Origin of the sequence: Pseudidiomarina mangrovi, assembly GCF_003999375.1 — a bacterium.
GTDB classification, from domain to species: domain Bacteria; phylum Pseudomonadota; class Gammaproteobacteria; order Enterobacterales; family Alteromonadaceae; genus Pseudidiomarina; species Pseudidiomarina mangrovi.
Map to the genome: position 1 here is coordinate 154,692 of NZ_RJLC01000016.1, position 26,357 is coordinate 181,048.

General features: G+C 52.7%; 29 protein-coding genes. 17 read left to right on the forward strand and 12 right to left on the reverse strand.

What is annotated here, in order from left to right; translation table 11 throughout:
* The first annotated feature begins 34 nt into the window (after positions 1 to 34).
* The 8 genes from rplU to EFO84_RS08785 all read left to right on the forward strand — a co-directional run bounded on the left by rplU (position 35) and on the right by EFO84_RS08785 (position 6,380).
* Positions 35 to 346 (forward strand): 50S ribosomal protein L21, encoded by a 312-nt coding sequence (rplU, locus tag EFO84_RS08750; RefSeq protein WP_127347678.1) that lies wholly within the window; start codon positions 35 to 37, stop codon positions 344 to 346.
* 18 nt (positions 347 to 364) lie between these two features.
* The gene (gene rpmA, locus EFO84_RS08755; protein ID WP_127347679.1) at positions 365 to 622 is read left to right on the forward strand and encodes a 50S ribosomal protein L27; all 258 of its coding nucleotides are present in this window, start codon (positions 365 to 367) and stop codon (positions 620 to 622) included.
* A 79-nt stretch (positions 623 to 701) separates the two neighbouring features.
* Positions 702 to 1,883 (forward strand): Obg family GTPase CgtA, encoded by a 1,182-nt coding sequence (cgtA, locus tag EFO84_RS08760; protein WP_127347680.1) that lies wholly within the window; start codon positions 702 to 704, stop codon positions 1,881 to 1,883.
* A gap of 52 nt (positions 1,884 to 1,935) precedes the next feature.
* Entirely contained in the window at positions 1,936 to 2,451 is a 516-nt protein-coding gene (gene folA, locus EFO84_RS08765) for a type 3 dihydrofolate reductase (protein ID WP_127347681.1), read from the forward strand.
* Positions 2,452 to 2,517: 66 nt separating this feature from the next.
* Positions 2,518 to 2,928 (forward strand): DUF3718 domain-containing protein, encoded by a 411-nt coding sequence (locus EFO84_RS08770; protein WP_127347682.1) that lies wholly within the window; start codon positions 2,518 to 2,520, stop codon positions 2,926 to 2,928.
* 80 nt (positions 2,929 to 3,008) lie between these two features.
* Positions 3,009 to 4,496, forward strand: coding sequence for an alpha/beta hydrolase (locus tag EFO84_RS08775; RefSeq protein WP_127347683.1), 1,488 nt, complete (start codon positions 3,009 to 3,011; stop codon positions 4,494 to 4,496).
* Between the two features lie 4 nt (positions 4,497 to 4,500).
* Positions 4,501 to 5,235 carry an ABC transporter ATP-binding protein gene (locus tag EFO84_RS08780; RefSeq protein ID WP_127347684.1) on the forward strand — a complete coding sequence of 245 codons (735 nt, stop codon included), beginning with the start codon at positions 4,501 to 4,503 and terminating at the stop codon, positions 5,233 to 5,235.
* Positions 5,232 to 6,380, forward strand: a complete 1,149-nt coding sequence (locus EFO84_RS08785; RefSeq protein ID WP_240642677.1) for an ABC transporter permease — start codon at positions 5,232 to 5,234, stop codon at positions 6,378 to 6,380. The genes EFO84_RS08780 and EFO84_RS08785 overlap by 4 nt, the downstream gene beginning before the upstream one ends.
* Here the strand turns inward: EFO84_RS08785 and EFO84_RS08790 are convergent, their stop codons facing one another.
* The 5 genes from EFO84_RS08790 to folE2 all read right to left on the reverse strand — a co-directional run bounded on the left by EFO84_RS08790 (position 6,381) and on the right by folE2 (position 11,840).
* Entirely contained in the window at positions 6,381 to 7,742 is a 1,362-nt protein-coding gene (locus tag EFO84_RS08790; RefSeq protein ID WP_240642678.1) for an NAD(P)/FAD-dependent oxidoreductase, read from the reverse strand.
* A 22-nt stretch (positions 7,743 to 7,764) separates the two neighbouring features.
* Entirely contained in the window at positions 7,765 to 8,346 is a 582-nt protein-coding gene (locus tag EFO84_RS08795) for a GNAT family N-acetyltransferase (RefSeq protein ID WP_127347685.1), read from the reverse strand.
* A gap of 23 nt (positions 8,347 to 8,369) precedes the next feature.
* Positions 8,370 to 9,743: an adenosylhomocysteinase gene (gene ahcY / locus EFO84_RS08800; RefSeq protein ID WP_127347686.1), complete on the reverse strand. Its 1,374-nt coding sequence runs from the start codon at positions 9,741 to 9,743 to the stop codon at positions 8,370 to 8,372.
* Positions 9,744 to 9,768: 25 nt separating this feature from the next.
* Entirely contained in the window at positions 9,769 to 10,788 is a 1,020-nt protein-coding gene (locus EFO84_RS08805) for an adenosine kinase (protein WP_127347687.1), read from the reverse strand.
* A 113-nt stretch (positions 10,789 to 10,901) separates the two neighbouring features.
* The gene (folE2, locus tag EFO84_RS08810) at positions 10,902 to 11,840 is read right to left on the reverse strand and encodes a GTP cyclohydrolase FolE2 (protein WP_240642679.1); all 939 of its coding nucleotides are present in this window, start codon (positions 11,838 to 11,840) and stop codon (positions 10,902 to 10,904) included.
* 188 nt (positions 11,841 to 12,028) lie between these two features.
* On the opposite strand from folE2, the gene EFO84_RS08815 reads away from it, so the two are divergent.
* Positions 12,029 to 12,370, forward strand: a complete 342-nt coding sequence (locus tag EFO84_RS08815) for an Hpt domain-containing protein (protein WP_127347688.1) — start codon at positions 12,029 to 12,031, stop codon at positions 12,368 to 12,370.
* Here EFO84_RS08815 and EFO84_RS08820 read toward each other — a convergent pair.
* The 7 genes from EFO84_RS08820 to mutH form a co-directional block, all read right to left on the reverse strand.
* Positions 12,347 to 13,102 carry a response regulator gene (locus EFO84_RS08820; protein WP_127347689.1) on the reverse strand — a complete coding sequence of 252 codons (756 nt, stop codon included), beginning with the start codon at positions 13,100 to 13,102 and terminating at the stop codon, positions 12,347 to 12,349. The two genes, EFO84_RS08815 and EFO84_RS08820, sit on opposite strands and share 24 nt — an antisense overlap.
* 109 nt (positions 13,103 to 13,211) lie before the next feature.
* Positions 13,212 to 14,861 carry a sensor histidine kinase gene (locus EFO84_RS08825; RefSeq protein ID WP_127347690.1) on the reverse strand — a complete coding sequence of 550 codons (1,650 nt, stop codon included), beginning with the start codon at positions 14,859 to 14,861 and terminating at the stop codon, positions 13,212 to 13,214.
* Between the two features lies 1 nt (position 14,862).
* The gene (locus tag EFO84_RS08830) at positions 14,863 to 15,921 is read right to left on the reverse strand and encodes a methyltransferase (RefSeq protein ID WP_127347691.1); all 1,059 of its coding nucleotides are present in this window, start codon (positions 15,919 to 15,921) and stop codon (positions 14,863 to 14,865) included.
* Positions 15,922 to 15,924: 3 nt separating this feature from the next.
* The gene (locus EFO84_RS08835) at positions 15,925 to 16,950 is read right to left on the reverse strand and encodes a succinylglutamate desuccinylase/aspartoacylase family protein (RefSeq protein ID WP_127347692.1); all 1,026 of its coding nucleotides are present in this window, start codon (positions 16,948 to 16,950) and stop codon (positions 15,925 to 15,927) included.
* A 6-nt stretch (positions 16,951 to 16,956) separates the two neighbouring features.
* Positions 16,957 to 17,862, reverse strand: a complete 906-nt coding sequence (gene rimK / locus EFO84_RS08840; RefSeq protein ID WP_127347693.1) for a 30S ribosomal protein S6--L-glutamate ligase — start codon at positions 17,860 to 17,862, stop codon at positions 16,957 to 16,959.
* Positions 17,859 to 18,290 carry an ATP-dependent zinc protease family protein gene (locus tag EFO84_RS08845; protein ID WP_127347694.1) on the reverse strand — a complete coding sequence of 144 codons (432 nt, stop codon included), beginning with the start codon at positions 18,288 to 18,290 and terminating at the stop codon, positions 17,859 to 17,861. Before EFO84_RS08845 ends, rimK begins: the two co-directional genes overlap by 4 nt.
* Before the next feature lie 61 nt (positions 18,291 to 18,351).
* Positions 18,352 to 19,017 (reverse strand): DNA mismatch repair endonuclease MutH, encoded by a 666-nt coding sequence (gene mutH, locus EFO84_RS08850; RefSeq protein ID WP_127347695.1) that lies wholly within the window; start codon positions 19,015 to 19,017, stop codon positions 18,352 to 18,354.
* A 91-nt stretch (positions 19,018 to 19,108) separates the two neighbouring features.
* Between mutH and rppH the strand changes: the two genes are divergently transcribed.
* The 8 genes from rppH (at position 19,109) to tcdA (ending at position 26,335) form a co-directional block, all read left to right on the forward strand.
* Positions 19,109 to 19,645 carry an RNA pyrophosphohydrolase gene (rppH, locus tag EFO84_RS08855; protein ID WP_127347696.1) on the forward strand — a complete coding sequence of 179 codons (537 nt, stop codon included), beginning with the start codon at positions 19,109 to 19,111 and terminating at the stop codon, positions 19,643 to 19,645.
* A gap of 1 nt (position 19,646) precedes the next feature.
* A complete protein-coding gene (gene ptsP, locus EFO84_RS08860) occupies positions 19,647 to 21,920 on the forward strand; it encodes a phosphoenolpyruvate--protein phosphotransferase (protein ID WP_127347697.1) in 2,274 nt (757 codons plus the stop codon).
* Positions 21,921 to 22,712 (forward strand): sulfite exporter TauE/SafE family protein, encoded by a 792-nt coding sequence (locus tag EFO84_RS08865; RefSeq protein ID WP_127347698.1) that lies wholly within the window; start codon positions 21,921 to 21,923, stop codon positions 22,710 to 22,712.
* A 3-nt stretch (positions 22,713 to 22,715) separates the two neighbouring features.
* Positions 22,716 to 23,534, forward strand: coding sequence for a prolipoprotein diacylglyceryl transferase (lgt, locus tag EFO84_RS08870; protein ID WP_127347699.1), 819 nt, complete (start codon positions 22,716 to 22,718; stop codon positions 23,532 to 23,534).
* 12 nt (positions 23,535 to 23,546) lie between these two features.
* Positions 23,547 to 24,398 (forward strand): thymidylate synthase, encoded by an 852-nt coding sequence (locus EFO84_RS08875; RefSeq protein WP_127347700.1) that lies wholly within the window; start codon positions 23,547 to 23,549, stop codon positions 24,396 to 24,398.
* Positions 24,399 to 24,514: 116 nt separating this feature from the next.
* Positions 24,515 to 24,997, forward strand: a complete 483-nt coding sequence (locus EFO84_RS08880) for a helix-turn-helix domain-containing protein (RefSeq protein ID WP_127347701.1) — start codon at positions 24,515 to 24,517, stop codon at positions 24,995 to 24,997.
* Positions 24,984 to 25,568: a mobile mystery protein B gene (locus tag EFO84_RS08885; RefSeq protein WP_127347702.1), complete on the forward strand. Its 585-nt coding sequence runs from the start codon at positions 24,984 to 24,986 to the stop codon at positions 25,566 to 25,568. The genes EFO84_RS08880 and EFO84_RS08885 overlap by 14 nt, the downstream gene beginning before the upstream one ends.
* Positions 25,565 to 26,335 carry a tRNA cyclic N6-threonylcarbamoyladenosine(37) synthase TcdA gene (gene tcdA, locus EFO84_RS08890; protein WP_127347703.1) on the forward strand — a complete coding sequence of 257 codons (771 nt, stop codon included), beginning with the start codon at positions 25,565 to 25,567 and terminating at the stop codon, positions 26,333 to 26,335. The genes EFO84_RS08885 and tcdA overlap by 4 nt, the downstream gene beginning before the upstream one ends.
* Positions 26,336 to 26,357: the final 22 nt, after the last annotated feature.

The following is a 26,357-nucleotide window of genomic DNA, read 5'->3' on the forward strand; positions in this document are numbered from 1 at the left end:
ATAAGCTGCTCGTGAGAGCAAATCGGAGAAAACTATGTACGCAGTATTCCAAAGTGGCGGTAAGCAACACCGTGTCGTTGAAGGCCAAATCGTCCGCCTGGAAAAACTGGAAGCAGCCACTGGTGCAGTGGTTGAGTTCGACCAAGTATTAATGGTGTCGAACGGCGAAACCGTAAATATCGGTGCGCCATTTGTTTCTGGTGGCTCAGTCAAGGCGGAAGTTATTAATCATGGTCGTGCAGACAAAGTGAACATCATCAAGTTCCGTCGTCGTAAGCACCACATGAAGCGCCAAGGTCATCGTCAGTGGTTCACGGAAGTGAAAATCACTGGTATTAACGGTTAATTGTAGGAGCATCGAAACATGGCACACAAGAAAGCCGCAGGTTCAACTCGTAACGGTCGTGACTCAGAAAGTAAACGTCTGGGTGTTAAGCGCTTCGGTGGCGAAGCTGTTTTAGCTGGCAGCATCATCGTGCGTCAACGTGGTACTAAGTTCCACGCTGGTGACAACGTCGGTATGGGTCGTGACCACACCTTATTCGCGTTAGCGGACGGTAAAGTTTCATTTGCGGAGAAAGGTCCTAACAGCCGCAAATACGTAAACATCGTAACTGAATAAGTTCAGTTCTCGGTCGATACGGAGCATTAGAAACCCCGTCCATAGTGGCGGGGTTTTTTCATGGTAGCAGGTAGCAAAGATGAAGTTTGTAGATGAAGTCGAAATTCGCGTAGAAGCTGGCGATGGCGGCAATGGCTGTATCGGTTTTCGGCGTGAGAAATACATTCCGTTTGGTGGCCCCAATGGCGGTGACGGCGGTGATGGCGGCGACGTTTATCTAGAAGCCGACGAAAACCTTAATACCCTCATTGATTATCGATTTGTGCGCATTCATAAAGCCATGCGCGGGCAAAACGGTATGACCAACAACTGTACCGGCAAGCGCGGTGACGACATTGTGTTGAAAGTACCGGTGGGTACCCGCGCAGTCGACGTAGAAACTGGCGAAGTGCTGGGCGATTTAACCCGCCACGGGCAGCGTCGTATGGTTGCCAAAGGCGGCTGGCACGGTTTAGGCAATACGCGGTTTAAAAGTAGTACTAACCGCGCGCCACGGCAAAAAACCGATGGTACCCCCGGCGAGATCCGCAACTTACGCTTAGAGCTGATGTTGCTGGCCGATGTGGGCTTGTTAGGTATGCCTAATGCGGGTAAATCTACGTTCATTCGCTCGGTATCGGCAGCGCGGCCTAAAGTTGCCGATTATCCATTTACCACCTTGGTACCAAACCTTGGCGTGGTGAACCCGGTGCCACACGCCAGCTTCGTGATTGCTGATATTCCCGGCTTGATTGAAGGTGCGGCTGAAGGTGCGGGGCTTGGTATTCGCTTTTTGAAGCACCTTGAGCGCTGCCGTTTGTTGTTGCATCTTGTTGATTTAGCGCCATTTGATGGTACTGATCCGGCTGAGCAAGCGGTCAAAATTGTGCATGAGCTAGAAAAATACAGCCCTGAGCTGGCGGCCAAGCCACGTTGGTTAGTTGCTAACAAGATCGACTTACTCAGTGAAGCCGAAGCGGCTGAGCGTATTGAGGCCATTAAAGCTGCCTTAGAGTGGGACGGCCCGGTCTATCAAATTGCTGGTATCAGTGGCACGAACACCGATGCGCTCTGCAAAGAGATCATGACCTACATTGAAGGGTTGCCTAAAATCACCCCAGAAGAACTGGAAGCACAAGCCAAAGTTGGCGCTGAGTTCAAGTGGGAGCAGTATCATCAGCAGCAAATGGGTCAGGCCGCTGAAGAAAACTGGGATGACGAAGACGACGATGACGATGATTGGGACGACGAAGACGGCGCTGAAGTCATTTATCAGCGCTAAGTTGTGGCATCATGGGTGAACCACTGTAAAGCAACAAGGTGATAGGGTTGAGATGAAAATTGCATTAGTAGCCGCCATGGCAGCACAGCGTGTAATTGGTAAAGACGGCAATATGCCGTGGCATTTACCGGCCGAACTGGCCTATTTCAAGCAAATCACCTTGGGGCACCCGGTGTTGATGGGGCGTACCACCTATGAATCCATTGGCCGACCCTTACCAGGCCGCACTAATATTGTCTTGAGTCATCGTTACGCTCAGCCGCATACCGATGAGCGCGGGGTGATTTGGGTCAATAGTGCAGCCGCTGCGGTTGCCGCCGCCGGCGATGTTGAGCGCTTGATGGTGATTGGCGGCGGGCGGGTCTACGCCGAGTTTTTGCCGTATGCCGATGAGCTCTATCTGACCCACATTGATTTACACACCGATGGTGACACCTATTTCCCCGATTATACCGACGGCATCGATTGGCTGCCGGTCAAGGTGCAAGAACATCCCGCCGATGAGCGCAATCCGCATGCATTTATCACTGCGGTGTACCACCGTTTGAGCGCTAAAGCAGCGCTTTAAAATGTTAAAAAGCGACAACATAGTTAACAAAATTGTCCGTTGTTTCGCCAATTTCTAAGCGCTAACATGTCCACCTATGAATTGTATGGAGCAGCCACCGTGCGCTTAATGCTTGTTGTGCTCGCGATCACTCAGTTACTGATGCCGCCCATGGCACAGGCACAGATGTTGACGCGGTCCAGCGAAATTACCTTAGCCATTTGTACCATGGCACGCGATGACGACACCCGTAAGCTGCAGCAGAAGCTGATGGAGTTGCGTCTACGTCTGCGTGACATTTATGCTGGCATTCGCTGTAACCAACAAAGTTTGATTCAATTTGCCCTCTCTTACCAAGCCACCAATATCGCGGTTTACCTTGCCAGTTACGTCAATGTCGACGATTTAGTCGAGAGCGGTGATATCGAATGGTTGCGGCAACGCAACTTGCTCGACACGCCGGTAGGTCGAATTGTGCGCGAACGCGTCTACAATTAACGAATACTTACAGTTTGATCCTTTGTAATCATCATACAACCCGCTAAACTGTGGGTCATTGTTACAATTGGATAACATCTATGTCGACTGTTAAATCTGTTCTCTTCGGCACCGCGTTGGTGAGCGCGCTGCTAGTCAGTTCGCCGAGTACCGCGCTCAATAACGATACCGAGCAAGGTACTGGGCAGAATCTCACAGCCAAGCTAGACGGCTGTTATCTGAAAAACATCTCCGAACGAGTACTTTGTGGCACGCTAACGGTGCCAGAAAACTATGACTTGCCCGATGGCCTTACCATTGACCTGAACTTTGCCGTGTTGCCAGCGGTCAGCGAAAATAAAAAGCCTGATCCGCTGCTCATTTTAGCCGGTGGTCCGGGTCAAGCAGCGACTGAGCTGGCAGCCATGATTGACCGCATTTTCAAAGATGTCCGCCGGCAACGCGATATTCTGCTGATTGATCAACGCGGCACCGGTAAATCATTCCCGCTCGGTTGTCAGTTAAACCATGTTGAAGAAATGGTCAAAACCGATGAACAAGCCGACCTGCAAGGTATCGCTGTTGAGTGCTTAGGGCAATTTGACGGCCGCGATTTAACCCAATATCACAGCGTCAACGCAATTCGTGATTTTGAGCAGGTACGTGCGTATTTAGGTTATCCGCAGGTCAATTTATATGGTGGCTCTTACGGTAGCCGTGCTGGTTTGGTCTATATGCGCGAGTATCCTCAGTCGGTGCGCGCGGCAGTACTAGACGCACTAGCGCCAGTGCAAGTAGTGGTAGGGCCGTTTGGCACCTTTGGCGCGCAATCGTTCCATCAGTTGCTCGAGCGCTGCCAGAATTCCAGTGCCTGCAATAGTACCTTTCCAGACCTTTATCAAACCTACCAAGACGCTTTATTGGGGCTTGAACAACAACCGCAATTGTTGACAGTGAACGACCCGCTTAGCAACGAACGCAGCGATGTGATGATAACCGCGGGGCGCTTTACCTCAGTGCTAAGGGTGGGCTTATACCATCCCACAACGCGGCAAATGTTACCCTACGTGATTCAACAAACTGCGCTGGGTAATTACACCCCGTTGATTGGTCTATTGGGCAGTACCTTGGGTCAGTCAGAAATGTACATGGGCCTGACTTTATCGGTGTTGTGTAGCGAAGACCTGCGCCGCGCCACCCCAGAGCTACTGGCCGCCGATGCCGATAACGACTTTATTGGTGGCCGCACCGGTGATGCCTTTGTGGAAATGTGTCGCGCGTGGCCACAAGCAGAGCGCCCGGCCGAATGGTTTGAGCCGGTCCACAGTGATATTCCAACCTTACTGCTATCGGGTGCACTTGACCCGGTCACGCCACCGGTATGGGGCGATATGGCGGCAGAAACCTTAACCAACAGTCGCCATTTGGTGGCACCGCATGGCTCGCACACCATCATTGGTCATACCTGCGCCAATCGTATTGCGGCAACCTTCATCGACAGCATAGACTTGGCTGCATTGGATGACAGCTGTTTACAACAGCAAAAGCCAGCGCCGTTTATTCTCAATAGCAACGGCAAAGGACTGTAAGCTCATGATTGAAGTGAACCAATTACGCAAACAATTTGGCAAGGTAGTGGCTTTGGATGGCTTGAGCTTTAACGCGCCAGAAGGGCAAATTACCGGTCTGCTGGGTCCCAACGGCGCTGGCAAAACCACCTGCTTACGGACCATTTATGGGCTGCTCAAGGCGGATAGTGGTCAAGCGCTGATTGATGGCTTTGATGCCAGCAAACAGCCGCTTGAGGCACGTCGTCATATCGGTATCTTCCCAGATAAGTTTGGGCTGTATGAGCGCCTCACCGCGCGTGAACAAATCGCTTATTTCGCCAGTTTGCATGGCATGCAAGGGCAGTCACGGGCCGAGGCGGTTGAACAAGCGCTGCAACGCTTAGATATGCTGGCCATTGCTGACCGTCGCGCGACCGGGTTTTCTCAAGGGCAACGCATGAAAGTGGCGTTAGCACAGGCTATTGTGCACCAGCCCAAGCATCTAATTTTAGATGAGCCTAGCCGTGGTCTCGACGTCATGAGCACCCGTATTTTGCGCGACTTACTGCGGGAATTACGTAGCCAAGGTACCAGCATCTTGTTCTCCAGCCATGTTATGCAAGAAGTGGCTGCGCTATGTGACCAAGTGGTGGTGGTTGCCGCTGGTAAAGTGGCGGCACAAGGTACTACCGAAGAGCTCTGCGCCTTAACCGGCGAGACCGCCCTGGAAGAGGCCTTCGTGAAGATTATTGGCACCGACGAGGGTATCGCCGCATGATGAAGCAAATACGGATTGTTTGGCTGAAAGAATTAAAAGATGCCTTGCGCGATAAGCGCTCGGTCATGGCGGCAATGTCTTACGCGTTTTTCGGCCCCTTATTGATGGCTGGCGCCTTCTTTATGTTAATTAGCCAGTTAACCAGCGAAAAAGACGTTGAAATTGACCTAATTGGCGCTGAGCATGCGCCGGCTCTGGTGAATCATTTGACTAGCCTCGGTATTGTTGAACGTAGCGAGCCCTGGCCGGCAGGTACCCAACCTATTGTGCTAGAGATTGATGCCAGCTGGGCTGAGCATGTTGCCACCGCGCAACCCGCTATCGTTACATTAACCGCTGATTTTTCAGCACAGAAGCAACGTGCTGAAATCAGTCGTGTGGAGCGCGCCGTGGCGGGTTATAGCCAGCAACTGGGTTATATTCGCCTGCAAATGCGCGGCATTGACCCAAATGCCATACGCGGCGTCGATTTAGTTAAACACGATACCGCTACCAAAGGCTCACGCGCCGCTATTATCATGGGTAGTGTGCTGATTTTCATGCTGCTGTCGGTATTCTTCTCGGGCATGAACGTTGCTATTGATATCAGTGCCGGAGAGCGTGAGCGTAACTCGCTGGAATTGCTGCTGGCTCAGCCCTTAAGCGCGCAGCAGTTGGTGTGGGGTAAAACCCTAGCGGCAGGGTGCTTTGCTATTTTTGGCGGTATTTTGAGTGTGGTGCTGATCCCGCTGATTTTCAAATTCATTCCGCTGCACGAAATTGGTATTAGCGTAGCCATTGCTTGGCCCATGTTACTGCTGATCATGCTGATTTTAGTGCCACTGGCATTGATGGCCACCGCCATGCAGCTATTTGTATCGTTCCGAGCCAAGAGCTTTAAAGAGGCGCAAACCTATATTTCATTTTTGCTGATGGTGCCTATGTTGGCGGTCTTTGGAGTGGAGTTTGCGCGGCTGAAAAACCAGATCTTGTATTATTTGCCGCTGACCGGGCAGCACCAAGCATTGCTCGACATCATCAAGGGTGAATCGGTGCATTGGTTAGCATTGGCTGTCAGTGGTGTCGCCACCTTGCTCATCAGTTATATCTTGATCCGCCTGATTGGGCGCATGCTCAGCAGCGAAAAAGTGGTGTTTGGGCTGTAATTATTGATGCTGCCAACGGGCCCATTGATAGTAGGCCCATTGGCCAACGCGGCGTAGTTGCGGCAACGGAAAGCGTGGCAATGGTGATTGGTAAAAGGGTAGCTCTGGCAGCTGCTCGCCCATCGCCAGTTGCGCTACCCGCGCGCCGGCTAGCTGGGTAAAGGTTACTCCAGCACCGCAGTAGCCCATGCTAGTGAAAATATTCGGTGCCGGGCTATAAATACGCGGGTAATCATCCAGCGCTACACTTACCCAGCCACTCCAAAAATACGCCGGTGACTCGCTGCATAACGCCTGCAGCTGCGGGAAAGTGCGCGCTAAGGCCGCCAGCAGGTGCTCAGCATAGTGGGGTTTATTGGCATCTTTACCGCGAATAGCGCCACGCCCACCAAATAGCAAGCGGCCATCGGGTAATAAACGAAAGTAATATTTCAGCGCCCGGGTATCCATCACTAAATGTTCACCGCTAAAGCCTATTGCCGTGCGTTCTGCCGTGCTCAATGGTCGGGTGACCAGTACGCTTGAAAGCACCGGCAAACTCCGCCCATGCACACTCGGGTGCAGATGATTAGGGGTGTAGCCATTACTGGCGAGAATCACTTTATTAGCGATAATGCGCCCCTGTGGGGTGTCGAGTTGCTGGCGTCCGTCAGCGCGGCTGTGCCATTGCTGTACCGGGCAATGACTGATTAATTGCGCACCAGCGGCCGCAGCCTGGTTGGCAACACTGCGGGCGAGTAGCACTGGGTTCAGCCCATAGCTGTGCGGAAAATGCAGCGCTGCATGGGCTTGCGGGCTGGTGATATAGGCGCTGAGGGCATCAGTATCGAGCCAGCGTGTGTGCGGCTCGTAATGTGCAAGCGCGGCAAACTGACTCCGTAACAAGCTCACCGCAGCGGCACTATGCGCAATTTTCAAATAGCCGCCCGGTTGTTGCTGCAAGCGCTGCGGGCAGGCTTGCAAGTGCCGCTCAAGGCGTTCAAAAGCGAGTGCATATTCGTGCTGAATACCGCGCGCCACCTTCTCACCACAGCGTTTGGCCCAGGCCGCATAGCCCAAGCGCCCAGTACTGGGCATGGCAAAACCGGCATTGCGGCTAGAACAGCCCCAACCGATATCGTTGGCTTCGAGTACCACCACCTGCTGTTGATAGCGTTCGGCCAGTTCCAGCGCGGCATTAAGGCCAGTATAGCCAGCACCAATCACCACTATCTCGGCCTGCGCCGGTAATGCTGCATTGCTGGTTGGCCAGTTGCTGACGGTATGTTGCTGCCAATAACTATGGGCAGCGGGGCGGTGGGGGCCGGGGCAGGCATCATGCAGAGGGTCGTACATAGCGGGCGTCGCCGTGGACAGATTCATACTAACTGCCAGCCCCTTAAGGTTAATCGAAGTTGAGTATCATCTCGCCGGCGGTGCAGTGGCAAATGCCATCACAGACTGGGCAGTGGTAGCCTTCATGCACCGAAATGTAGTGCCAGCGATCAGCGTGTTCACGAATCAGTTCACCGCCACAACGGCTAAAGTAGGAATAGGCGCTGTTGTTCGGGCTCTGCATCCAAATATGCGCTAAACCGGCTTTGCAGCCAAGTTTTTTGGCTTCGGCAATAGAGCGCTCTAACAGCAGCCGACCAAGGCCAACACCACGAATACTGGCATCGACTGCGGCACATTTAAAATACACCATGTGCTCAGCAGCAACCGGCCAGGCTGATGGCGTACAGCATTCATCAATCGGCCACTGACCGGGCGCAAAGGTCAAGCGAATGCCAGCCAGCTGGCCGTCTACATAACCTAACCAGTTGAGATTTACGCCGTTACTGAGACCGCGCTCGGCATAGTCAGCCAAGTTTTCAGGGGTTAGGTAGTTATCCCCATGAACGCGGTTGCCCAATTCAATCACGGCCGCGTGGTCGGCGGCCGTGAGAGGTTTCAGTTCAATCAATGGTGCTGTAGTAGCTGTCATAACATCCCTATCACTACGACGGGTTAGTAACGATAGTCATCCGACTTAAACGGTCCTTCCACAGCAACATGAATGTAGTCGGCTTGTTGCTTGGTCAGTTGCGTGATCACGCCACCAAAACCTTGCACCATATAACGCGCTACTTCTTCGTCGAGTTGCTTTGGTAATACCTCAACCCGTAGCTTGGCAGCTTTCTCAGCCGCTGGCAAGGTAGCGAACTGCTCAGCAAATAAGTGCATTTGCGCTAATACTTGGTTAGCAAAAGAACCGTCCATAATGCGGCTTGGGTGGCCCGTGGCGTTACCTAGGTTGACCAAGCGGCCTTCAGACAGCAATAACAAGTAATCGTCGGCAGCGTTGCTACGGAACACTTTGTGCACCTGCGGCTTCACTTGTTCCCAGCGCCACGCTTTGCGCATGAAGGCAGTATCAATTTCGTTATCAAAGTGGCCGATGTTACACACCACTGCAGTTTTCTTCAGTGCCGCCAGCATGTGCTTGTCACACACGTTCACGTTACCGGTGGTGGTGACTAATAAGTCGGTGTTGCCTAGCAAAGCGGTATCGACGCTATTGGCGGTGCCATCATTGATGCCGTTGATATACGGCGACACCACTTCGTAGCCGTCCATACAGGCTTGCATGGCACAGATTGGGTCAATCTCGGTGACCTTCACAATCATGCCTTCTTGGCTCAAGCTCTGAGCTGAGCCTTTACCTACGTCACCATAACCAATCACCAAGGCTTTTTTGCCCATCAGCAAGTGGTCAGTACCGCGTTTGATAGCGTCGCTTAACGAGTGACGGCAACCGTATTTGTTGTCGTTCTTGGACTTGGTTACGGAATCGTTGACGTTGATAGCAGGAACCTTCAGGGTGCCTTTTTTCAGCATTTCTAGCAGACGGTGAACACCGGTGGTGGTTTCTTCGGTAATGCCGTGAATTTTGTCGAGCATTTGTGGGTATTTGTCATGGATCAATAGGGTCAAATCACCACCGTCGTCGAGGATCATGTTGGCATCCCACAGACGGCCATCTTCATGACAGGTTTGCTCTAAGCACCACTCGTATTCTTCTTCGGTTTCGCCTTTCCAAGCAAATACCGGAATACCGGCCGCCGCAATTGCCGCCGCCGCATGGTCTTGGGTGGAGAAAATATTGCATGATGACCAACGAACTTCAGCGCCTAATTCCACCAAGGTTTCAATCAACACCGCCGTTTGAATGGTCATGTGAATACAACCAATAATGCGCGCGCCTTTCAGTGGCTTGCTGTCAGCGTATTTGCGGCGGATAGTCATTAATGCCGGCATTTCGCTTTCGGCAATAGAAATCTCCTGACGGCCCCACGCAGCGAGGCTAATATCGGCGACTTTGTAATCTTGAAAATGGCTCATAGCTTTCCTTATTCGTTCAACCTGATTAGGACATCTGAAATTCTGGTGCGTGTTGCAGTCGAATCAATAATTGTTGTTGGCGATCAGCACTTAAGCGTGGGCCAAATTCGCTGACTACCTCAGCGGCGGCATGGCTTGCCAACAGGCCACAAGCGGCCAATGGATAACCGCGCGTTAAACCAAACATCATGGCACCAGCAAACATATCACCGGCACCGTTGGTATCAACGGCTTGTACCGGAATACCAGGAACCTTAATTTGGCGCTCGCCATCACCCAAAATGGCACCATGCTTACCGAGCGTGATGGCGACTAATTTGGCGTGCTGTTGTAGTTTCACCAAGGCCTCTTGCACATCGTTGGTACCGGTGAGCATGGCGGCTTCTTCTTGGTTACAGAACATTACGTCGACACCGCCATCTAGGATCGCCTCAATGCCATCGGTAAAGTACTTCACCATAGCAGGGTCGGAGCAGGTCATAGCAATTTTGGTACCGTTGGCACGGGCCACTTGTTTGGCGCGGGCAATAGCTTGACGGGCAATGGGTGAGGTGACTAAATAGCCCTCAATATACAGGTACTCGGCGCGGGCAATAGCGTCTTCATCGAGTTCAGCGGTAGACAGGTCAGCGGTAATACCTAAATAGGTGCGCATGGTACGCTCGGCGTCAGGCGTCACCATTACTAAACAACGGCCGGTTTTACCTTGGTGGGCTTGGGCACCAATGCTGGTGGTAATACCCACCCGTTCAAGGTCTTCGCAGTAGAATTTACCGGCTTGATCATCGGCTACTTTGCAGCAATAAAAGGCTTTACCACCAAATTGGCTAAAACCCACCAGTGAGTTGGCTGCCGAGCCGCCACCCGACTGTTTCTTTAATTCACCACGTTTGGCGAGCTCCGTGATCAAACGTTCTTGGTCGGCATCGTCGATCAGCGTCATCATGCCTTTTTCGATCTGATGTTGCTGTAAAAACTCATCCGTGACTTCAAATTCTTGGTCGACCAAGGCGTTGCCAATACCGACAATATCGATTGTTTTCATAGGTGCTCGCGCAGGCATGTTTTAAAGTTCTATAAACAAAAAATCCGGCCGCGTAGTATACCGCAGCCGGAATTATAGGTCGACCATCTTAGTCGGCAGATTTAGCCCGTGTATTAGGCCTTGAAGCCGCCCGCAACACCTTTGGTGGTGATACTCACCGCATCGTGGGCGTGCAGTGATTCCAGGTGGTTGACGCGGATCCAGAAGTCACGGTACTGGGCGTGCTGGTTCAAGGTAAACTGTAAGCGTCGTGCGGCATCTTCACAGAACATCAGGTTTTGCCCGTTTAAGCGCGCAAACTCTTGCTCATCTTCCCGTTTTACCGCTGCTTGTACCGGTGTTTTTAAGGCGTCTTCAATAGCATCAATGAGCTGAATAATTGGCAACTCGCTGGCTGTGTCATCTAAGCCTACTTTCACTTCGGCCACTGAGCGCTGGCTGTGTGGGGTGGCGACGATACCTTGGGTGGTGCCTAACCAACGGTGCACCGCTTCGGCGTCGACATCGGCATCAGTACCGAAGTGCTTCACAAAGGCTTCTTGAATGAGCTGACGCGCCAGTGCCGCTGAACACGGACAGGTTGACGAGTAGGGCACTTCAACACCCAGTGAAATGGATAAATGACCATGGTCATAACGGCCTTCAACGGTGACTGGGTAGGCTTTCCAGCCTGGCTTTTTGCTTATCAGCGCTTTACGGCGCAGCAAGTAGTCAAAGCTGAATTTCACGTACGCTTGGTCGGCTAAGCCATCATGACTGGTAATAAAATCATTGAGGATCTTGTGTAAACTCTGCTGCGTTAATGCGCTATTATTGGATAGGTCTTCCAATAACAAGTACAAACGCGACATATGAATGCCTTTGGCTTTCGGGTCGGTTAAATTGACAAAAGCGTCAATGCGAGCACTCACCGGCCGCTCAAGTTCACTGGCAGCGCCAATGATAAGCGGCATTTCAATATTGCTCATGCCTACCCAGTCCAAGGTGCCCTCGGTTTGTGCTTGGGTTTGCTTGGCAATATCTGGCATCATTGTAGGTGTTGCTGTTGGCATGCGTTTCGACTCCGAACGTTGCAAAAGTTACATCAAGTACCCCAAAAGGGGGCGATAGTATACTAGAATTAGCTCAATTACGGTAGTTTGCCACATCAGGTTCAATGTAAGCGTAAAAGAAATTCGATTAGCAGTATCTAAAAATCCATAGCGAGTAGGCACAAGGAAACAGTCACAGGGACTCCGGCATGATAGATGAACGATTACTGACACAGTATGCAGATTTAATGGGAACCGCTGGCGTGGACGACATGATCACCACTTTTGCGGATAATGTCGGTGGCTATTTAGACCATATTTGTTGGTTGGTCAAACAACGCGATGAAAGCGGTGTGCGCAGTCAAGCCCATAAACTCAAGGGTGCTTGCCGTTCTGTTGGCTTGCGCGAGCTGGCGACGCTGATGGAACAGATTGAGCGCGAGCCATGGGTGTGGGATGCGTTAGAACAGATGCTGATGCAATGGGCAGCAGAACTACCCATGCATCAACAACAACTGCAGCGCTGGCTAAATGCCCGGCGAGTTCAGTGACGGTTGGTCGAGGTGACGAATAGTCACTTCGCCAACAAAACGGTAACCCTCACCATGAATGGTGGTGATTAAATTTTGTGAAGCTTTTTCGCCTTCAAAGTGTCGGCGAATACGACGAATAGCCACATCCACAGTACGGTCAGCAGGGCGCAGCTCACGGTCGAGCATTTTCTTCACCAGGGTTTCGCGGTCGAGAATTTTACCCGGGTTAGTGAGGAATAATTCCATGGCCCGGTATTCGCTTTTCGGTAACCGAAACATCTTCCCTTCTGGTGAGAATAAGCAGCGACTATCACTCTCTAAGTGCCAACCATTAAAGTCATAAACAATACTATCGTGGCCGATAGCTTGCTGTTGGCTCTTAATCGCTTCAATGCGGCGATACAAGTTGCGCACCCGAATGATCAACTCTTTCGGATTGTAGGGCTTGATCAGGTAATCATCAGCACCTAATTCGAGTGCTAACAAACGGTCTTCTTCAGCGTCGCGGCCGGTTAAGAAAATCAGCCCAATGTTGTCGTTTTCGCGCAGCTTTTCAGCTAACTCAATACCACTTTTGCCGGGCAGGTTAACGTCCATAATGACTAAGTCGACCTGCTGGCGCGCCATGATACGCTGCATTTGCATGCCATCGGCGGCGTCGTAAACATCGTACCCTTCTTGCTGGAACAGCCGTGTTAGGGTATTCCGGGTAACGACTTCATCTTCAACAATCAGTAATCGAGCGCTCATAACGTTTGGGTCCAAAGTGGCTGTTAACATATGTTGCATTAACGTGATAAAGCGAGTTTAGCACGTCTTGTGCTTTTTGCGCAAAATTCAAACCACAAATAGTTACAATTTAATCCTGTATTTTGCTCGTTTCATCGAATTCCTTCGCCACCGCGTTGGCGATCTCGATTTTTACGTGGGTACCGCGATTGGGCGTGCTGTCAATATCAATGCTGCCCTTCAGCGCTTGGCGCACTAAGTTGTAGACAAAATGCAGACCGAGACCCGCAGCGCCACTGCCACGTTTGCTGGTGGTGAAAGGCTCAAACACCTTACGTAACAGGTCTTCTGGCATACCTACGCCATCATCACGGTAATCAATGCACAAGCTTTGGTTGGCTTGGTCAACGCTAATATCAATACGAATATGGCCACTTTGGGCTTGCTCAAAACCATGCTGCAGAGAGTTTTGTACCAGCTGAATAAAGATTTGATTCAGCGGCCCCGGGCGGCTGTGCACCTGCAACGGCTGTGGACAGTGCCATTCCAGTTGGTAGTGTTGCAGTTGCGGAAAACGATTATGCAGCGCCGCCACCACATCGGCGCCAAAGGCAACCATATCAAAGTCACGGCTATCTTCGGCGAATTGGTCCATTGCCAATTGTTGAAAGCGGGCGACCAGGTCGGCGGTGCGTTGAATATTGCGTTCAATCAGGGTGAGGTTTTCTGTACTGGAGAGTAAAAAGCGCTCAAAGTCGCTGCTGGTCATCTTTTTCTGCTCAAACTTTTCCGCCATGGCTGCCAGCGCGTCTTGCACAATAGAGGTTGAGGTAATAACCAAGCCTACCGGGGTATTAATTTCATGGGCAATACCGGCCACCATGTCGCCCAGTGATGACATTTTTTGCGCCTCGACTAACTCTTGCTGGTACTGGTGCAGGGTTTCAAGAGTTTGAATAAGTTCGCGGTTGGCCACTTTGAGCGCCTCGGTACGCTCATTCACTTGACGCTCAAGTTCAGCGTTTAACAGGCTGGCTTGTTGCTCAGCCAGCTCTTGCCGCTGAATATGCTGCTGAATACGCCCGAGCATGATATCAAACGCCTGAGTAAGGCTATTGAGCTCAGATAAATTAGTACGCGCCAAGCGTAAGCTGTAATTTTTCTCGCTGGCGATTTTGTTGACCGAAGCCACGGCTTGATCGAGCGGCTGGGTAATATAGCCGCGTAATCGCAGCGCTAATAAATACGCGAGTAACAAACTACTGCTAATCACTAATACCGCTGCCGCAATGGCTTGAATCAGCACCTGATCAGTACCATCACGCGATACCCGCACATACACATAGCCGAGCAAGCGGTCTTCCAGATAGATGGCTTCTACCGCTTCGTAATAGCGCGGGCTGAGTCGAACACCGTTGAGGTCTTGTAGGCGCTCTATCCGACTTGGAATCGGCGCTAGGCTGCCGGCATTGAAACTGGCGAAAAAGTTAATCTCGGCGCCGTTATTGTCAACCCGATACACGTGTACGTGCTGCACGTATTCAGGCTGCCCCAGCTTGACCAGCTCGCGATCGAGCTGGTCGCGGGTATTAAACACTAAATGTTCAGTCGCCAGTGACGCGGTGATCTGGGTAAAGTCAGCGGTTTCTTGGCTGACGCGTTGCACCGCCTGCTGATACTGCATATACACCATCACCATGCAAGCCAGCCCAACGAATACCCCGGTAGTGGTTACCAGTAGCACGGTAATGGTGCGGCTAATGGAACCAAACCCACGCATCTTAACGGCGGCCTTTGCGGGTAGTACGGGCAGTTTGCTTGCGCACCGCTTTATAAACCGCAAAGCGGTTATCTTGCACCACCCGTTCGCAGTGACCAAAGCTAGCGCTAATCAATTCTGGCCACGGCAAGAAGCGGTTGGCGACCAGCCATAATTCACCACTACTGGTGAGGTGCATGGCCGCTTGTTTTAAAAACGCCGCGCCGATTTTGTAATCGGTGGCTAGGCCGGTATGAAAGGGTGGATGACTGACGATGTAGTCATAGCGTGGCAAGTCGCTTTGTAAGCCATCGCTGGCAATCAGCGTACCGGTCAAGTTGTTGCTGTTAAGGGTGGCCTCGGCGGCCGCTAGCGCCATAGCGCTGACATCCAGGTAACTGACTTTCAGCGCTGGGCTGGCGCGATTCAGCCAAGCACCAAGCACACCATGACCACAGGCAAAATCGAGCACGCTGCCATGCTTCCAGTGCGGTAAATGCTGCAACAGCATGGCGCTGCCATCGTCAATGCTGGGGTAGGCAAATACACCCGGCAAACTATGCAGTCGCAACGGCTGGTCAAAGCCGGGCTGAGGCAGTTGTTGTTCAAGCAAATAAGCGCTCATGGCAAACGCCGGTGCTGGCGCCTGAATGCTGGTGCTGAGCAATAACGAATGGTTGCCAATGGCGACTTTTTGCGTGGCCGCATAGTAATCGCCGAGCAGCTTATCAATGCTCTTGATACCACCGCGGTTTTCGCCCACTAACCATACCTCGCTGCCCTGCGGCAAGCTACTGGCAATGGCATGCAGTAAATAATCGGCTAGCGGCTTTTCTTTTGGTAACCACAGCAGGGCCGCTGTGGCGCCGTTGAGATCAGCCGGCAGACTGGCGCCGAAATGCTGCGCCGCGGCATGACCTTGCCATTGCTTTGCAGCGCCGGCGTGTAAATGCCACAGCGCGGCGATGTCGAGCTCGGTCGCGACTGCCGCATCGGGCGCATTAACCAGCAGCCAGTGGCGCTGTTGCAAGCGCTCGGCTTGGCGAATAATCAGTTGTGAAGGCGGTGATAAATGGCTCATGGCTTAAATCGGTTTCCGTTCATAATTTTCGGCGAATACGTCAATGGTTTCTGACGCCTCCACAATAATATCGTCATCAAATTGCGCCACGTTAAACAGCGCTTCGCCTTCGTTCGCCACCGGAATTTTGCTAATGCCAATGACAATGCCATTCAGCGGGCTTTTGATCGGGTGCAGCTCTTCGCCGTGCGGGTTAACAATATGGGCAATGATTTGGCCTTTACTGATGGTATTGCCAAGTTCAATTTTGGGGATCACCAAGCCATCAAACTCGTTGCGGATCCAGGCGCTGCGCTTAGCCACCACCGATTTCACGTTTTTACGCGAGCGCCGGCCTTTGAGCATTTTCAGCGCTTTCATGACGTTGAGAACGCCAATCACCCCGGCTTTGATGGCGGTATAGTCAAACCGCAAGGCTTCACCAGCTTCGTACAGAATCAGCGGAATACCCAACTCTGAGGCCAGCCCGCGCAGTGAGCCATCACGTTCTTTAGAGTGCAAAATAACCGGCGAGCCAAAGGCTTCGGCCATAGCCAGCGCCTCGGCGTTGGTGGTGTCGACGCGCACCTGCGGCAAGTTATCACGGTGAATAGCGCCGGTGTGCAAGTCAATAATATGGGTGGCGTTTTGCACCAGCGTTTCGTTGAACAACCAAGCTAAACGCGAACCCAAGGCACCGCGTTCCGAGCCCGGAAAGCAGCGGTTTAAATCACGGCGGTCGGGCAAATAACGGGATTGCTGAATAAAGCCAAACACGTTCACCACCGGCACAATAATCACCGTACCGCTGAGCTTGAGCGGGTCGACCTCACTCATCAGCCGTCGGCATACTTCCACGCCATTCAGTTCATCGCCGTGAATGGCGGCGCAGACCAGTAGCGTGGGCCCTGGCTTGACGCCATGTAGCACTTCAGCGTGCAAATCCATGGGGGTATCGTTGTAGAGCCGAGCGGCCGGGATCTTGACGCTATGACGTGAGCCGGGCGCAATTTTGCGCCCGCCCAACTGATAAAAACTATGTTTTTTCATAACCAATTAGCCGCGCCCCTTAGTGCGGGTACGCTGATGTTTGGCATTCTTTTCGATAAAGGCAATGATTTCGCTGGCGACATCTTTGCCGGTAGCGCCTTCAATGCCTTCAAGCCCCGGCGAGCTGTTCACTTCCATCACCAGAGGGCCATGGTTAGAGCGCAGAATATCTACACCGGCTACGTTCAAGCCCATGGTTTTAGCCGCCTTCACCGCTGTAGCGCGCTCAGCAGCAGTCAATTTGACCAGGCTTGCGGTACCACCACGGTGCAAGTTAGAACGGAACTCACCGGCTTTAGCTTGGCGCTTCATGGCGGCAATCACTTTATCGCCAATCACGAAACAACGGATATCCGCACCGCCAGCTTCTTTGATGTATTCCTGCACCATAATGTGCGATTCCAGCCCCATAAAGGCTTCAATAACCGACTCGGCAGCCTGCCGGGTTTCGGCTAATACCACCCCGATACCTTGGGTACCCTCAAGCAATTTAATCACCAACGGCGCACCGCCGACCATGTCAATCAGATCGGGAATATCTTGCGGTTGGCTGGCAAAGCCGGTGGTCGGCAAGCCAATGTTTTTGCGGCTCAGCAACTGCAGCGAGCGCAACTTATCGCGGCTGCGTGAAATGGCTACCGACTCGTTCACCGGGTAACTACCAATCATCTCAAATTGCCGCAATACGGCGGTACCGAAGAAGGTGATAGAGGCACCAATACGCGGGATCACGGCATCAAAGTAAGGCAGATCTTTACCCTTCATGTGCATCGATGATTCGCGCGCATTGATGTTCATGTAGCAGCGCAACGGGTCAATCACATCCACGGTGTGACCGCGTGCTTCAGCGGCTTCGACTAAGCGCCGGGTGGAATATAGTTTGGCGTTACGTGACAGTATCGCAATTCTCATACGGTCGCTCCTGGTTGACCCAATAAATAGGAAGCATTTGGATTAACAATAAAACTGCCGCGCATAGCTTGGCGGCCCAATAACATGCGAAATTTCATGGTATCTCGATTGGTGAGGGTTAACTCGATAGCACGATCGAACTGGCCTAATTGTAGCCGACTTTTGATCACATAGCGTAGTTCTGTATGTCCACCCGAGTCGGTTACTTCACGTTGGTCATAAATTTTCGCTTCGCAAACATGCTCGCGATCGCTGTGCTGCTCAGGGTGCAGCCAGATACGCAGCCAGGCTTCACCGTCTTTGTCGAAGGGTTCAAGCCGAAAGGCGTGTAGGCACGAAGTTTTCGCGCCGGTGTCTACTTTCATTTTCAGCGCTGGAATAGCCAGCTCTGGAAGGGCGCCCCATTCGCGCCAGCCTAGCGTTTGCATGCGGTGGTCCAGGTGATGACAGTCAGTGGCTAGAATAACGCTGCGCAGCGGCAATGGCTAGTTATTCAGCGTCAGCACCAGCAAACACCCGCCGCAGCAATGCGCGGGTAAATTCCTTGCGCAGATAGAAGCCACGCGGCAGGGTTTGAATCAGTTGACCATGACGGCCAATAGCCGGTGTCAGCACCCGGCTGTTAGCGGCTTTCGGGCGTAACTGCAGCACTTCACCCTGCTGCGCCTGAATGTCCTCCACTTCGCCCAGGGCAATGCGGTCCATGTGTTCCTGCCAATCAGCTTTGAGCTGGGCTTCTTCGCTGGCACTGGGTTGCCAAAAAAACGCCGTACCAATGCTGCGTTCCGGCAACGGGATCTCACGGCGGCCATCAATCGGCACCCACAGCACCAACTGCAGCTTGTTGCGCACGTTGCTGTGCTGCCAACTCAGATTGGCAATGTCGGTCAGTGGCGCGGTGCAGACAAAGGTGGTTTCCAGCGGTTCACCGCGAGCATCCAGCGGAATAGTTTTCAGCTCAACGCCAAGCTCGGGAAAATCTTGCAGCTGTTGTGAGCCCGCTTCAGCGCCTAGCGCGGCTTCCAGCAATTGTCCCACCCAGCCTTTATTGCGGCGCAAATCGGCCGGTACTTTGAGGCCCTGAGCGGCGGCTACATCAGCAAAACGCTGACCAGCAAGTGCGCTAGCGCGGGCGAATAATTCAGCGAGTGTCATGTTGTCGGTGCCTGCTCTGATTTAACCCTTTCAATATGCGCCTGATTATGGAAAAATCGAAGCCAGAAGTCGAATTTATGAGGATGCCCGCGTGATAGACGCAGAAGGATTCCGAGCCAACGTCGGAATCATCATCTGTAACGAGCAGGGACAAGTCTTTTGGGCGCGTCGAATAGGGCAACATAGCTGGCAGTTTCCACAAGGTGGCATTGATGACGGCGAAACCGCTGAACAGGCAATGTACCGGGAACTCTACGAAGAAGTCGGATTAAAACCGGATCAAGTCGAAATTGTGTACACCAGTCGCAACTGGTTCCGTTATCGCTTACCGAAGCGGCTTGTTCGTCGCGAACAACGACCGACCTGTATTGGTCAGAAACAAAAATGGTTTTTGCTGCGACTCACATGCAAGGAGCAGGATGTGAACGTGCTCAACTCAAAGCACCCGGAGTTTGATGACTGGCGGTGGGTCAGTTATTGGTATCCGGTGCGGCAAGTTGTGGCGTTCAAACGGGATGTCTACCGCCGCGTGATGAAAGAGTTTGCGCCGTTAGTGATGCCCCCCTACAGCGCCCCAAGCGCGCCAAAACAGGTGAAAAAGCAGCGCCCGCAACGACGGAGACGCTGACATGCTGCGAGTACTGCAACGCATTGTCGAAGCCGTGAATCAAGCGCCAGATTTTGAGCTGGCGCTGCAGACCATGGTGCGCCAAGTAAAAAGCGCCTTAGCAACCGACTGTTGCAGTGTTTACCTCGCCGACCACAGCCAGCAACGCTTTGAATTAGCTGCCACCGACGGCCTTGAAATTACCAATGAAAACCCGGTGCATATTCGCTTTGGCGAAGGTGTGGTTGGCCTCGCCGCCCAGCGCGAAGAACCGCTGAACTTTGCCAACGCGGTAGAACACCCTAATTTTATTCACTTACCCAACGTCAAAGAAGATGGCTTTATTGCCATGCTCGCCGCTCCGGTGATTCATCGCCGCCGGGTGATGGGGGTGTTGACGGTGCAGCAAGCGCAAGCGCGCGCCTTTACCCGCGATGAAGAAGCTTTTGTGGTGACCTTAGCGGCACAGCTAGCGGTGGTGATTGCCCATGCAGAAAGCCGCGGCTTGCTAAAACGCCAAGCGCAAACCCCGTGGCTACGCAACATTCGCGGCATTCCCGCCTCGCCCGGGGTGGCTATTGGTGCTGCCTATGTGATGAAACCGCGCGCGCGGTTGAGTGATATCAGCCCGAAACGTAGCGACATGCCCGAGCATGAAATTCGTGCCTTTCGCGCGGCCGTAGCCCGCACACGGCAAGAATTGCACGACCTCAGCGCACGCATGAAAGGGCAGGTAGCGGATGAAAGCTTAGCAATTTTTGATGTGTACCACGCCATGCTCGACTCCAACAGTTTGGGGCAGCAGGTTGAGGCCACTATCAACGAGGGCTGGCGGGCACAAACCGCGGTGAAAAAAGTGGTCGAAAGCCTCGTCGATCAGTTTGAAAACCTCGACGATGACTATATTCGCGAGCGCGCTTCCGATGTGCGCGACCTTGGCCAACGCATATTATCGCACCTGCAAGAGCGCGAACGCCGTCATCATCAAACCCCCGAACAATGTGTACTGGTGGCCGAAGAAGTCACCGCGGCCATGCTCGCAGAGCTACCGGTCGCCGATATCGTGGCGATGATATCGCTGCGTGGCTCAGCCAGTTCCCACGCCGCCATTATGGCGCGCAGCATGGGCATTCCGGCGGTGTTGGGGCTCGATGACCTCGATCTCGATGACATTGCTGGGCAAAACCTGATTGTTGATGGCTACAACGGCGATGTGTTTATTAACCCGCCGCTGCAGGTCGAGCAAGAATATCGCACCTTGGCCGAAGAAGAAGCGGAGTTACAAAGCAAAGTGCGTTCGGCACGCGGGCTGCCGATTGAAACCCAAGACGGCGTTAAAGTTAGTTTGCAGCTCAACGTGGGCTTACAAACCGAGCGTGATTGGTTGGCCGAGCTAAAAGTAGATGGCGTGGGCCTGTACCGTACTGAAATTCCCTTCATGATGCGCGAGCGGCTGCCCACTGAAATTGAGCAAGTGGAATTGTACAGCCAGGTGCTGGAGCAGTTTAAAGACGGCACAGTGGTGATGCGCACCCTAGATGTTGGCGGTGATAAACCGCTACCGTACCTGCCGATGCAAGAAGAAAACCCATTTTTGGGCTGGCGCGGCATTCGTATGACCCTCGATCACCCAGAAATTTTCTTAGTGCAAATTCGCGCCATGCTGCGGGCCTCGGTCAAGCACAATAATTTACGTATTTTACTACCGATGATCACCAGCGCCGAAGAAGTGGACGAGTCAGTACGCTTGATTCGTCAGGCCTATCATGAAGTGGCCGAAGAGTTTGCCTGCGCTGCCGATGAGCACCTTTATGAGCCGCAAATCGGCGTGATGATTGAAGTGCCGGCGATGATTTATCAGCTCCATACAGTGGCCGATAAAGTCGATTTCTTCTCGGTCGGAAGTAACGATTTAACCCAGTATATGCTGGCGGTTGACCGTAACAACCAGCGCGTGGCGAGCCTTTACGATGCTTTTCACCCAGCGGTATTGCATGCCTTGCAGCAAATTGCCCTGCGCTGCCAAGAGTTGAACAAGCCGGTGTCGGTGTGTGGCGAACTGGCGGGCGAGCCGGGCGGGGCGTTATTGCTGATCGCTATGGGCTATCGCGTGCTGAGTATGAATAGCTATAGTATTGACCGCATTCGCTGGATCATTCGTCACAGTCGCGCTGATTTACTCGATGAGCTGCTGCGCCAAGCCCTGGCTGCGCGTTCACCGCAAGAGGTGCGGCAGGTGGTGACCTTGGCGCTGGAAACAGCAGGCTTGGGCGGCTTTGTCCGCGCCGGAGGTTAAGTGGCATTACTCGGCTGGTTACTGTGTGTACTCGGAGGCGCCATAGCTGGCACCCTAGCCGGTATGCTGGGGATTGGTGGTGGCCTAATCATTGTGCCATTGCTGATTTTCCTGTTGCCATTGTTGGGTGTAGCGCCTGATTTAGTGATTAAAATGGCGGTTGCCACGAGCTTAGCTACTATCGTCATGACCACCTTTAGTTCGGCGCGCTCGCACTATAATCATGGCCAGGTCAGTTGGTTTTGGGTACGCCGTATTGCCCCCGGGCTGATGCTTGGCGCGGCACTTGGCGCCTGGCTCGCAACCCTAATCAGCGCCGCTTGGCTGCAACGTATTTTTGCTGTGGTGCTGTTGATACTGTCAGTGCGTATGTTAGTTCCACAACGCAGCGGCGAACCCATTACGGATGTGTCTAAGCGGCTGATGTTTGCCATTACCACCGCCATGGGTTCGCTATCTGGTATGGTCGGCATTGGTGGCGGCTCTATGACGGTGCCGTTGTTACAACGTTTACGCGTGCCGATTCGCCAAGCTATCGCGGTATCGGCGGTGGGCAGCTTGAGTATTGGCATCAGTGCGGTATTAGCCTTTATGGTGTTGGGCCAGCAATTAGAGGATAACGCCGGCTTGACCGGCTACGTGCATTTGCAGGCGTGGCTGATTATTTCTCTCACCTCCATGGCCTGCGCGCCACTGGGGGTGCGGCTCACGCAAAAAATTCCAGTGCGGCGCTTACAGCAAGGCTTTGCGGTATTCTTAGCGCTGGTATCATTGAATATTTTTATAGGATAACCCATGCAAGCAAGCTATCTGAGCTTTCCTGATATCAACCCTATTATTGTGCAACTCGGGCCTGTGGCACTGCGTTGGTATGGCCTGATGTACCTGTTGGGCTTTTTGTTCGCCTGGTGGTGGGGCAATCGGCAATGCGAAAAATTGCAGTACAGTGCTGTGGGCTGGAGCAAAGAGCGCTTCAGCGATGTACTGTTTTATAGCTTTGTTGGGGTGATCATTGGTGGCCGCTTGGGCTACGTGTTGTTTTATCAGTTTGACCGCTTCCTGGTCGATCCCGGCTATCTGTTTAGCATCAGCCAAGGCGGCATGTCGTTTCACGGCGGTTTTTTAGGGGTGGTCACAGTACTGGCAATTTTTGCCCGTAAAATGCAGCTCTCGCTGTTACAAGTCGGCGATTTTATTGCACCATTAGCACCCATTGGCCTCGGTTTGGGGCGTATTGGTAACTTTATTAACGGCGAACTGTGGGGCCGACAAACCGACGTTCCGTGGGCGATGATTTTTCCAACCGGCGGCGATGTAGCGCGGCATCCGTCACAGTTGTATCAAGCCGGCCTTGAAGGTTTGGCGCTGTTTCTGTTGTTAGCTTGGTATAGCCGCAAACCGCGGGCAACCGGGCGTATCGGTGCGTTGTTCTTGATTGGCTATGGCTGCGCCCGGTTTGTGGTGGAATTCTTCCGTGAACCTGATCGCCAACTCGGCTATTTGACCTTTGGCATGACCATGGGGCAGTGGCTGAGTGCACCAATGATCCTCGCCGGTATTGCCTTGTGGCTGTATGCCCCGAGGTTGGCGATTAATAACGTTGCTGTGAAATAAAGGAGTGCGCTGATGAAACCTTATTTAGCCTTGTGCCAACGCATTATTGATGAAGGCGTATGGGTGGCCAATGAGCGCACCGGCAAGCGTTGTTTGACGGTGATCAATGCCGATTTAGAGTATCGTGTTGATCGCAACGAATTTCCGCTCATCACCACCCGCAAAAGCTACTGGAAAGCCGCCATTGCCGAGCTGTTGGGCTATATTCGTGGCTACTCCAATGCCGCCGATTTCCGCGCCTTAGGCACCCCCACCTGGGATGCCAACGCCAACCTCAATGAAGCTTGGCTGGCTAATCCTGCGCGCCGTGGTGACGATGACATGGGCCGCGTTTACGGCGTGCAAGGGCGCAGCTGGCAACGACCCGATGGTAGCCATCTGGATCAATTCCGCAAAGTGGTGGATAACCTTAGTCGAGGGCTGGATGATCGCGGTGAAATCGTCACCTTTTATAACCCCGGCGAGTTTCATCTGGGCTGCTTGCGGCCGTGCATGCACACCCATAATTTCTCGCTGCTGGGCGATACCCTGTATCTGACCAGCTATCAGCGTTCGTGCGATGTGCCACTGGGGCTTAACTTCAACCAAATTCAGGTGTTTACCTTGCTCGCGCTGATGGCGCAAATCACCGGTCATAAGCCCGGCGTGGCCTATCACAAAATCGTCAACGCCCATATCTACGAAGATCAACTTGAACTGATGCGTGACGTCCAGCTAAAGCGCGAGCCATTCCCATCACCCACGCTTGAGATCAACCCCGACATCAAGTCGCTGGAGGATCTAGAAACCTGGGTGACTATGGCGGATTTCAAAGTACATGGCTATCAGCATCACGATGCCATTGCGTATCCGTTTAGTGTTTAAAGACTAGTGTTTACTTTATTGAGTCTACTTAAAAGTAGACTCTTTTTATTTTATGGTCTATATATATAAAGACTTTATATGTTTAATTGTCTTTGTATATATGGATTAATTGTATTATGCCCATCAAAAACACCATCCAACATCAGTTGCGGCGCCAAGTAAATGAGGCGGTCGCCAGCGTTTCTCGCCATCCAGTGCCGCCATTAGGTTGGTTGGCGACGGTGCGCAAGGCCTTAGGTATTTCCGGCCAAGTTGCAATGAAGCGCGCGAATATTAGCAAAGCCGAGCTATACCGAATTGAGAAGGCGGAACGCGAAGGTAGTCTCACTCTAAAAACATTACGGTCAATAGCTCACGCTCTCGGCTGCGAGCTGCATTACGCTGTACTCCCGCAGCATGGTGTGACTGTTGAACAAGCGTTATATCAGCAGGCACGGCAGCAAGCGCAAGCAATTCTTGCTATAACCGATACTCACATGAAACTCGAAAATCAGGCGACCTCGGTGCAAGAAATTGAACGGCAAGTGGAAGAATTGACGCAACAACTTATGGCTGAGTTACCAGCTTGGCTGTGGGAACCTGTTCGTGATCATTCATGAACTTGAAGGTGCGACCCCGTTAGACCCGAATGAGCTGGCAGGGCTTAAACTCAAGCATGTGGGTACGCGCCGAGAACTTGATGAAGTTGAGCAGGCTAATATCATTGCTGGGCTGCTTTGGTTGCGTGCTCAGCGCGTAAAAGCCATAGCAGACATGACCTTTGTGTTGTTATTACATAAGAAACTGTTCGGTGAGGTGTGGAATTGGGCGGGAAGCTTTCGCAAAACAGAGAAAAATATCGGTGTTGACCCGCTGCAGATTTCTCAGCAATTGCGCAATTTGTTAGATGACGCCGTTGCCTGGCACCGCTATGAAACCTATCCACCACGTCAAGCTTTATTGCGGCTTCATCACGGTATTGTCAAAATTCACCCTTTCGCTAACGGCAACGGCCGGTTTGCCCGTATCTATACCGACTTAGTTGCTGATAAACTATATGACATTGCGCCCATTCAATGGGGAAATGCTGATTTGCAGCGTACCTCAATAATTCGTAGCGCTTATATTGCGGCGCTCCGAGCTGCCGATGGCAACGACTTTTCACCTTTATTTGAGTTATTCGACGCATGACAAAAGCACGGTTTGGCGGCATTCAGCGGGTTTACGGCGATAAAGCAGCGGCGGCTTATGCTGGCGCCCATGTGGCGGTGGTGGGCCTTGGCGGGGTGGGTTCGTGGGCGGTGGAAGCGCTGGCGCGCAGTGGCGTGGGCGGCATAACCTTGATTGACCTTGACGATATCTGTGTGACCAATATCAACCGTCAGTTGCCGGCCGTGACCAGCACGGTGGGGCGGTTGAAAACCGAAGTGTTAGCCGAGCGGGTGCGTGATATTAACCCGGATTGTCAGGTGCGGGTGATTGATGACTTTTTGAGTGCTGACAACTTAGCCGAGTATTTGGCGGCGCCGGTGACGGCGGTGTTTGATGCTATAGATAGCGTGACGGTAAAAGCCGCGACCATTGCTTGGTGTAAGCGCGCGAAGATTCCCTTTGTCACCTGCGGCGGCGCTGGTGGGCAGGTTGATCCAAGCTTGGTAACCCGTGGCGATTTAGCCAAAGCCACGCAAGACCCGTTACTGGCAAAAGTGCGCTCATTACTGCGCCGCGACTACAACTTCAGCAAGAACCCGGCGCGCAATTTTGCCGTGGCGGCGGTGTATTCCACCGAACAGTTGCGCTACCCCAGTGGCGATGGCGGCTGGAGTCATGCCAAACCGGGCAACAACACTCGGTTGAATTGTGATACCGGTTTTGGCGCGAGCATGCCGGTGACCTGCACCTTTGCCATGCATGCGGTAGCGATTTTGCTGGACAAGATAGCGGCTAAGGCGGCTTAAGTGCCTGCCCCTTAGCTATTTG